Raw genomic sequence first — 8228 nt, 5'->3', positions numbered from 1 at the left:
AAAATAGCCCCGTCCCAAATTAGCTGCTCTTGGGTGGCTGCGTCCTAGTAGCTCACCTGGCAGGGAATGCCGAGGGTGCGCACGCGTGCGGCGATCGTGTCGAGCACCTCGGGCGCCGCTTTGGCAAGGCCGGCGACCGGTGTCTCGCGCGCCACCGTGTAGATGGTCGCTTCCTGCGGACGAATGCGCTCGAGTGCCGCGAGCCAAGGGCCGACGTACTCCTCGCCGGTATTGTCGAGAGGCTTGCCCTGGTGTTCGCCGGTCAAAAACATCGTCTGGATTATAACGTGACCGTCAAAGCTTGCGAACGTCTCAATCTGGTGCTCCACATCGTAGGGGCCAACGGGTTGATCGAGCAGCTGGATAAATGCCGGGTCGACCGTATCGAGCTTGAGGATGTTGTCGTCGACCATCATGAGCGCATCGTGCACCTGGGGACGGTCGGCGCGCGTGCCGTTGGAAAGCACGGCAATCTTGGTGTTTGGGGCAAGCTGGTCGCGCAGTGCGACGGCCCCGGCGATGGCCTGCGGAAACTCCGGTGCGGCGGTGGGCTCGCCGTTGCCTGCGAAGGTGATCACATCGGGGAGCTCGCCTTCGGCTGCCATCCCGCACAGCTTTGCCTCGAGCGCGTCGAGTACCACGGCGGCTGTGTTGTACGGCTCGTGGCAGGGACGTTCGGCGTTGAGGCCGTTTTCGCAATAAATGCAGTCGAACGTGCAGATTTTGCCGCTGGCCGGCATCATGTTGACGCCGAGCGAGAGACCAAGGCGACGGCTGCGAACGGGCCCAAAGATGGGGCTGGCATTCAAAAACGTAGACATAGGCATATGCTCCTCAAGACAATTGCGCCTTAGCATAGCATCGGCTCCAAAGCAAGGTGCGGGCTCTTACTTTACATGTTTCGTTTTTTCACGTCGCTCATTATGCCGTGCCATGAAGAGCCTCGGGTCGGGTACAGTTAATCTGTTAACAAGTCGTAAGGCAATGCGGGTCCATCCAGCCGTACTGACGTGCAACTGGATGGGCATTGATGATGGGGGCACAACATGGATTTTACGGTCGAGAATGCGGGCACCACGATCGCCTGTCGCGAATATGCCGGCCCGGATGTGTCGCCTGATACTCCTGCCTTGGTGTGCGTGCACGGCGCTTGTGTCGACGGCACATTTTTCGACAGCATTGCTGGTGAGCTCAGTCGCAACTACCGCGTAATTGCCTACGACCGCCGCGGCTGTGGTGGCAGCAGCGAAGCGGCAGACGGCAGCTATGATCTTGCCGCTCAGGCCGCCGACCTGCAGGCCGTGATCGAACACGTTGGCGCCCCGACAAATGTGCTTGCGCACAGCGCCGGTACGTTGGTGGCACTGGAGCTTCTTCGCACCGGACCCCATCTCGTCGCCCGTGCGATTCTGCATGAGCCGGCTGTATCGGCCGAAGGCGTCGGCATGGGGGCAGCTCCGGTTTTGCTCGATATGATTGCGGCTGGAAAGGTTTCAAGGGCGCTCCGGCTTTTCTTGGGAGCCCTCGGCGACTTGGACCCCGAGGCTCCTGGGACGACCGAAGCGGAAGCCAAACATGCCCTGCGCAATGGTCGTTGCTTTATGGCCAATGAATATGGAACAAATATGACATATGCTCCCGACTGGGAGCGCGCCCGCGCGTCAAAGGCGGTGTCGGCTGTGTTTTTGGGCGAGCTTTCGGTCGGTACGCCCCGCGAGGCTGGTACGCGAGCGGCTGCCGAATATCTCGATTGCCCTCTCGTGACGATTCCGGGCGCGCATAACGGTCTGCGCGATCGTCCCGTTACGGCGGCAAACGCCGTTCGCGATGCCTTGAATCGCTAGCACGTTCGATGACCTGCGGGGAGGTGGACTGTTAGCGTTTCGTCATTGTTAACGAATGCGCCCATAACCGCGCGCCCGCGGCTCCATTGCCGCCGTTTGCCAGGTCATAAAAATGTAACGATAATCGCGCGTTTGCCTGCAGCTGTTAGATGTTACCCTTGTTCCATTTGATATGTACCGTTGCCGTGCGTAACGATAGAAAGGACCCCATATGCTCAATAATCACGAGGTCAATCTAACCGACGAAGAGGCTGCCGCCGAGGTCGCCCGCGTCGCGAAGACCTACCCCGTGGTGCGTTTGCTGTCGGCCGATCAGATTAAGAGCGAGCCTAACTGCTTGCTCGCCGGCGATCGGTGCCCTTGTCTGCGTCAGTCAAGCCTTGAGGCCTTGGCGGGCTCCGATGAGGTATCGGAGCGGCTGCTCGACGATGGTACTGAGTACCGCGCTCGCCTGCGCCCTCTAAGGGTCGAGGGCGAGCCTCACGTCTTGCTGATGGTACGTCCGATTGATGAGCAAGAGGCCGCAAAAGAGGACCCTGTATACACCGACGTGCTGACGAGTGTGCGCAATCGCCGATATTACGAGGAAAAGCTTCGTAGCGCCCGCATGGAGGCTGGCGTGGCGGTGATCGACCTTGATGATTTTAAGGTTTTCAACGATACGTGTGGCCGCCATGCCGGCGACCTTGCGCTCGGTGCTGTGGCGACAGCCATACGCAGCGGCATTCGTTCGACTGACGAACTTGTGCGCTATGGCTGCGATACGTTTGTAGCCGTTATGCCCGATATTCCCTCCGATGACTTCGCCCGTCGCCTGCGCCAGGTATCCGACGCTGTTCATTCCACGATTATTCCGGGCCATGAGCACGTGAGCTTGACGGCCTGTGTTGGTGGCATTCGCATTCATGGCGAGACGGTCGATGAGGGCGTTGGCCGCGCTGTCCAGTTGCTGAGCCGTGCTAAGGCAAAAGCCGGTACGGTCGTGACCCATGCCGATTCCATCGAGGCCTTCCAAAGCGAAAAGCCTTTGGTGCTTATTGCCGATGACTCCGAGATGAACCGAGCCATTCTCAACGAGATGCTCAAGGACGAGTATTGCATCCTCGAGGCGGATAACGGTCGTACGGCGCTCGACATGGTCGACCGCCATGGCGATGAGTTGTCGCTCGTGCTGCTGGACATTCTCATGCCAGGCATGAGCGGTTTTGAGGTGCTGGCCGATCTGTCGCGCCGATCGGTTATCGACAATCTGCCTGTCATCATGATTTCGAGCGAAGATTCCGATGATGTGGTTCTGCGCGCGTACGAGCTAGGTGCCTCGGACTATATCAGCCGTCCGTTTGACTCCCGTGTCGTGCGCCGCCGTGTGAGCAACACCATCCGTCTATACGCCAAGCAGCGCCGCCTGACGAGCCTGCTGTCCCAGCAGTACAAAGAGCGCGTCAAGAACAGTCGCATGCTCATCGACATCATGGCCGGCGTCATGGAACTTCGCAATGGCGAGAGCGGTAGGCACGTTACGAACATCGAAAAGCTGACCGAGCTGCTGCTTGGCTGTCTGGTCCGGCGTAGCGACACCATCTCCCTTGACAATGAGGAACGATCCACGATTGCTCTGGCTTCGGCGCTGCACGATGTAGGCAAGATGTCGATTGACGACGCCATTCTCAACAAGCCCGGGCGCCTTACGCCCGAGGAGTTCGAGATTATGAAGACGCATACTACGATTGGCGCCGACATGCTGCTTGAACTGGGCCGCCATCACGTCGGCAATGCGCTTTTGGAATATGCGTACCAGATTGCGCGTTGGCACCACGAGCGCTGGGACGGCAAGGGTTATCCCGATGGCCTTAAGGGCGATGATATCCCCATCGCCGCACAGGTGGTTTCGGTGGCCGACGTGTACGATGCACTGACGAGCGTGCGCGTGTACAAGGACGCTATCCCGCACAAGGAGGCGATCCAGATGATCCTGGACGGTAAGTGCGGCACCTTTAACCCGCTGCTGCTTGACTGCCTGCTCGAGGTGCAAGACCGTATTGCCGAGACGTTGACGCGCCCTGCCGACGTCGTCGCGTTTCCCACGATTTAGTTTGACCAAAGGAGTTTTGATCCATGATTTCCATGCGTGAGGCGTATGAGAAGATCGGCGCCAATTATGATGACGCTTGCGCCCGCCTGATGGGCGATGAGATGCTTGCCCGCTTTGCCCTCAAGTTTTTGGATGACGAGAGCATGGACAAGCTGGAAGTTGCTATGGCGGCAGGAGACGCTAAAGGTGCGTTTATGGCAGCGCACACGCTCAAGGGCGTGAGCCAGAACCTGGGATTCGATAATCTGTACGAGCCGGCGGTCGTAGTGACCGAAGCGCTGCGTGGCGCCGATGGCGTTGACGGCGCCCGCGAGAGCATGCATGCGTTGCAGCAGCAATATGCGGCTACGATGTCGGCCCTGCGCGAGGCGGCCGAATAGGAGCTGACGAGCTTTGATGTGTGCCTGCCGCGTATAGGTAAAAGGGCGCCCCGTCGGACCATGTGGCTGGCGGGGCGCCCTTGTCTGTTGTGTGGTCCGCGAGCTAGCGGGCCTGCTTTACCTTGGCCGCTGCCTCGACAAACGACTTCCACAGGTTAAAGTCGGTCTCGAGCGTCTGCCAGGTGTACTCGGGATGCCATTGCACACCCAGGCAGAACGGCTGGCCCTCGACCTCGATGCACTCGGGAACGCCATCGGTCGCCTGGGCGACCAGGCGCGTATGCTTACCCAGACGATCGACGCAGCAGTGGTGTGCGGAGTTGGTCTGGATCAGCCTGTGCCCGCCAAGCGCGCGCTCCAGCAGCGAGCCCGGCATGACCTCGACAGGGTGCACGGGGTCGTTGAGCACGTGGGTGTGGCGCCACTGCGTGCGGCCCTCGCGCGCACCCAGGCTCGGCACGTCCATGCACAGGGTGCCGCCGGTGGCGACGTTGAGCAGCTGCGTGCCGCGACAGGTGGTAAAGAGTGGCTTTTTGGCGCGGAGCACCTCGCCGACCAGCTTAAACTCAAAGCTATCGCGGATCTCGCAGCAGAGGGTGGGGTCGTAGGGTCGATCATCGCCCCAGCGCTTGGGGTTGACGTCTGGGCCACCGGGGATGGCGATCCCGTCGGCGATATCGACGTAATGACGGATAACCTCAATGTCCTCGGTGATGGACATCTGCAGCGGCAGGCCACCGGCGGCAAGGATGGCATCGACAAAGACACTTGCGATTTCCTCGTTGGGGGAGAGCATCTCGCTTAAAAACGGTTTTGCCCCTTCCCAACGCGGCGCCACCAGGATGAGCGGACGGTCGGCGGGGGCAACGTCGACGTGCGGGGTATAGGACGAGGAAGTACGAGTTCCGATCATAGGTGTTGCTTTCGAATCTGAAGGTGACAGGGCGCATGAGAGGCGTGGGACAACACTTCCGATGAATTTGTTCCACGGGATGGCTGGTTAGTGGCCCTTAATGGAGTTGAGGAAGTCCTGGGCGCGCTTGGTCTGGGGGTGGTCGAAAAACTCGTCGGGTGTGCCGGTTTCCACGATCTGGCCGTCGGCCATAAACACGACGCGGTCGGCCACGCGGCGGGCGAAGTTCATCTCGTGCGTGACGACGATCATCGTCATGCCCTGCTGGGCCAGGCGGACCATGACCTCGAGCACCTCGTTGATCATCTCGGGATCCAGTGCGCTTGTGGGCTCGTCAAAGAGCATGGCCTTGGGCTGCATGGCAAGCGAGCGGGCGATGGCTACGCGCTGTTGCTGGCCGCCCGAAAGCTGTGCGGGCACCTTATCGGCCTGCTCGGCCACGCCCACGCGGCCCAGCAGATCCATGGCGCGCTCGCGGGCCTCGTCCTTGGAGACGCCCAGCACGTCGACCGGTCCCAGCATGACGTTCTGCAGTACGGTCATATGTGCGAACAGGTTGAACTGCTGAAACACCATGCCCAGCTCGGCGCGCATGCGGGCAAGATCCTTGCCTTCCTGCGGCAGGGGCTCGCCCTCGATGAGGATCTCGCCCGAGTCGATGGTCTCCAGGCGGTTGATGGTGCGGCACATGGTCGACTTTCCCGAGCCCGAGGGGCCGATCACAACGACGACCTCGCCGCGGTCGACCGAGAGATTGATGTCGTTGAGGACGTGTAGATCGCCATAGTGCTTATCGACGTGCTTGAGCTCGATTAACGGCTGATTGCCGGTGGAAGAGGTGCTCTGTGCCATGGTGCTCGGCTCCTTATGCTTTGAGAACGTGGGTACTTAGCGGATGATGGTCGCGCCAGTGCGCTGCGAAACGTAGACGGCGGCCTTGTTGATCGCGACGTTGACGAGGATGTAGATGACCGCGATTACCAGGTAGACCGACACGAGGGCGTCGTAGTTGGTAATGAGCACGCGGGCATTTTGCATGAGGTCGGGGTAGCTCACCACATAGGCGACGGTGGTGTCTTTGACTACGACCACAAGCTGCGAAATCAACGACGGAATGATAAACCGAATAGCCTGCGGCAACACGATTTTAAAGGTGATTTTAGCTTTGGAGAGGCCGAGTGCCTGGGCTGCCTCGACCTGGCCGCGCGGCACGGCGTTGACGCCGGCGCGGAAGATCTCGGCGAGTACGCCGGCGGCAGCGAGCGCGACGGGAAGCGTGAGCATCCAAAACGATGGCAGCGCGATCTTGTACTGGGGCAGCACCAAAAAGAAGAAGTAAATGAACAGCAGGCTCGGTACGCCGCGGAAGAAATCGGTGAGCAGGCGGCAGACCAGCTGTAGCGGCTTAATGTCGCTGGTGCGGCCGAGCATAAGGGCTAAGCCCAGCACCAGTGCGATGGCGCCAGCGGTGAGTGCGACTTTAACGGTGCCCTCAAAGCCGGCAAGCAGGAACTTCCAGGTGGTGAGGTGCGTAAAGAAATACCAATAGTGGACCGAAAGCTGACCGGTCACATAAAAGCGCTGCAGCACCAGGACGGCGAGCGCGGCGACGGCAACGAGCGAGATAGCGGTGCCGATGCGAATCTTGGCGCGCATCTTGGGGCCGGGAGCCTCGTAGAGCGCATCGCGCATGGTGAGCGCGGAGGTGGAGTGCTTGCTCATCGGAGGATCCTCACCTTCTTATCGATGTAGTTGCCAATGTGGCTCACCACAAAGGCCGTGCCCAGGTAGCCGAGCGCCGAGATAAAGAACGCGGCGACGCCTCCGAGCGAGCGCGTGTTGATGTAGCTCACCACGCCGGTGAGCTCCTGCGGTTTAAGCGGCACCTGGCTGCCGAGCGCGGTGGTGAGCATGACGGCGATAAAGAGGTTGGTCATGGGCAGCACGCTCGAGCGCAGTGCCTGCGGAATCACGATCTTGGCGAGGATACGGCTAAAGCTCATGCCCAGCGAGCGGGCGGCTTCCACCTGGCCGACGCCGACGGTGTTGATGCCGCTCATAAAGTTTTCGGAGCCAAAGGCCGAGCCCAAAAGGACCGTGGCGACGATAACGCAGGTTCGATAGGGCAGGACGACCTTGAGCGGCGGCAGCGCGTAGACGACGATGATAAGCAGTGCGATGCCGGGGATGTTACGGAACACCTGGACATATAGGTCGCCAAAGACGCGCAGCGGCTTGAGCGGCGACACGCGCATCACGGTGACGGCAACGGCCAGCATCATGGCGATGGCAAATGACTCAAGCGTCATGCCCCAGGTTGCTAGCAGCGCGTCGATATAGTTCTGGCCATAGAGCGACCAGAGTTCGGAGAGACTCATGCGGACCTCCCGCCGATAAGGAAAGGGGCTCCCGTGTGTACGGAAGCCCCGACAACTCAGTGAGGAAACAGTTTACCGCAATAAAGCGCATCGTGCGTTTCCATATGGTTTCATTGTGGCCGTTACCAGGCTCGCTGCCTAGGCGCCGACCTCGGGCAGCTCGGGAACATTGGTGTCGCCCGTACGGTCGCCGATGCAGATCTGCCACAGCTTGGTCCAGGTGCCGTCGTCCTCAATCTTCTTAAGGAAGTCGTTGACAAAGGCGACGCCGTCGGAATCAAGCGGCAGACCGATGCCGTAGGGCTCCTTGTTGCCGAAGGGCTTGCCGGCGATCTTGTACTTACCGGGCTCGCGGACCAGGGAGCTCTGCTGCATGTTGTTATCGATAACGTAGGCGTCAACGCGGCCCTGCTGGAGTGCCTGGCGGGCCTCCTCGTCGGTCTTGAACTCCTGCTGGCTGGCCTTGGGGGCAAACTCCTCCAGGATAGCGGGGCCGTTGGAGCCGGACTGGACGGCGACGTTCTTATCGGCCAAGTCGTCGACGCTCTTGATGTCGTCGTTGTCGGCGAGCACCAGGATGGCCTGCTGGGTGTAGTAGTAGGGGCCGGCGAAGGAGACGAG

Annotated in this window: 8 protein-coding genes and 1 pseudogene (1 of these 9 running past the window's edge); 3 read left to right on the top strand and 6 right to left on the bottom strand. The window is 60.4% G+C overall.

Features of this window, described 5'->3' with window-relative positions; translation table 11 throughout:
* Positions 1 to 44: 44 nt before the first annotated feature.
* The gene (locus SFLMC1_RS08590) at positions 45 to 821 is read right to left on the bottom strand and encodes a radical SAM protein (protein ID WP_152073344.1); all 777 of its coding nucleotides are present in this window, start codon (positions 819 to 821) and stop codon (positions 45 to 47) included.
* Positions 822 to 1046: 225 nt separating this feature from the next.
* On the opposite strand from SFLMC1_RS08590, the gene SFLMC1_RS08585 reads away from it, so the two are divergent.
* The 3 genes from SFLMC1_RS08585 to SFLMC1_RS08575 all read left to right on the top strand — a co-directional run bounded on the left by SFLMC1_RS08585 (position 1047) and on the right by SFLMC1_RS08575 (position 4316).
* Entirely contained in the window at positions 1047 to 1844 is a 798-nt protein-coding gene (locus SFLMC1_RS08585) for an alpha/beta fold hydrolase (protein ID WP_152073345.1), read from the top strand.
* A gap of 211 nt (positions 1845 to 2055) precedes the next feature.
* On the top strand, positions 2056 to 3936 hold the full coding sequence (locus SFLMC1_RS08580; RefSeq protein WP_152073346.1) for a diguanylate cyclase: 1881 nt from the start codon (positions 2056 to 2058) through the stop codon (positions 3934 to 3936).
* A gap of 23 nt (positions 3937 to 3959) precedes the next feature.
* Positions 3960 to 4316 (top strand): Hpt domain-containing protein, encoded by a 357-nt coding sequence (locus SFLMC1_RS08575; protein WP_152073347.1) that lies wholly within the window; start codon positions 3960 to 3962, stop codon positions 4314 to 4316.
* Between the two features lie 103 nt (positions 4317 to 4419).
* Here the strand turns inward: SFLMC1_RS08575 and SFLMC1_RS08570 are convergent, their stop codons facing one another.
* The 5 genes and pseudogenes from SFLMC1_RS08570 to SFLMC1_RS11460 all read right to left on the bottom strand — a co-directional run.
* A complete protein-coding gene (locus SFLMC1_RS08570; RefSeq protein WP_152073348.1) occupies positions 4420 to 5229 on the bottom strand; it encodes a gamma-glutamyl-gamma-aminobutyrate hydrolase family protein in 810 nt (269 codons plus the stop codon).
* Positions 5230 to 5316: 87 nt separating this feature from the next.
* A complete protein-coding gene (locus tag SFLMC1_RS08565; RefSeq protein WP_152073349.1) occupies positions 5317 to 6081 on the bottom strand; it encodes an amino acid ABC transporter ATP-binding protein in 765 nt (254 codons plus the stop codon).
* 36 nt (positions 6082 to 6117) lie between these two features.
* Positions 6118 to 6951 carry an amino acid ABC transporter permease gene (locus SFLMC1_RS08560; protein WP_152073350.1) on the bottom strand — a complete coding sequence of 278 codons (834 nt, stop codon included), beginning with the start codon at positions 6949 to 6951 and terminating at the stop codon, positions 6118 to 6120.
* Positions 6948 to 7607: an amino acid ABC transporter permease gene (locus tag SFLMC1_RS08555; RefSeq protein ID WP_152073351.1), complete on the bottom strand. Its 660-nt coding sequence runs from the start codon at positions 7605 to 7607 to the stop codon at positions 6948 to 6950. Before SFLMC1_RS08555 ends, SFLMC1_RS08560 begins: the two co-directional genes overlap by 4 nt.
* A gap of 138 nt (positions 7608 to 7745) precedes the next feature.
* Positions 7746 to 8228, bottom strand: a pseudogene (locus SFLMC1_RS11460) (glutamate ABC transporter substrate-binding protein) (it continues 517 nt past the right edge of the window).

It is taken from the genome of Collinsella aerofaciens (assembly GCF_901212495.1).
Lineage (GTDB): Bacteria > Actinomycetota > Coriobacteriia > Coriobacteriales > Coriobacteriaceae > Collinsella > Collinsella aerofaciens_H.
Note: the sequence above shows the minus strand (reverse complement) of the source record. Positions and strands in the feature narration are given on the sequence as shown.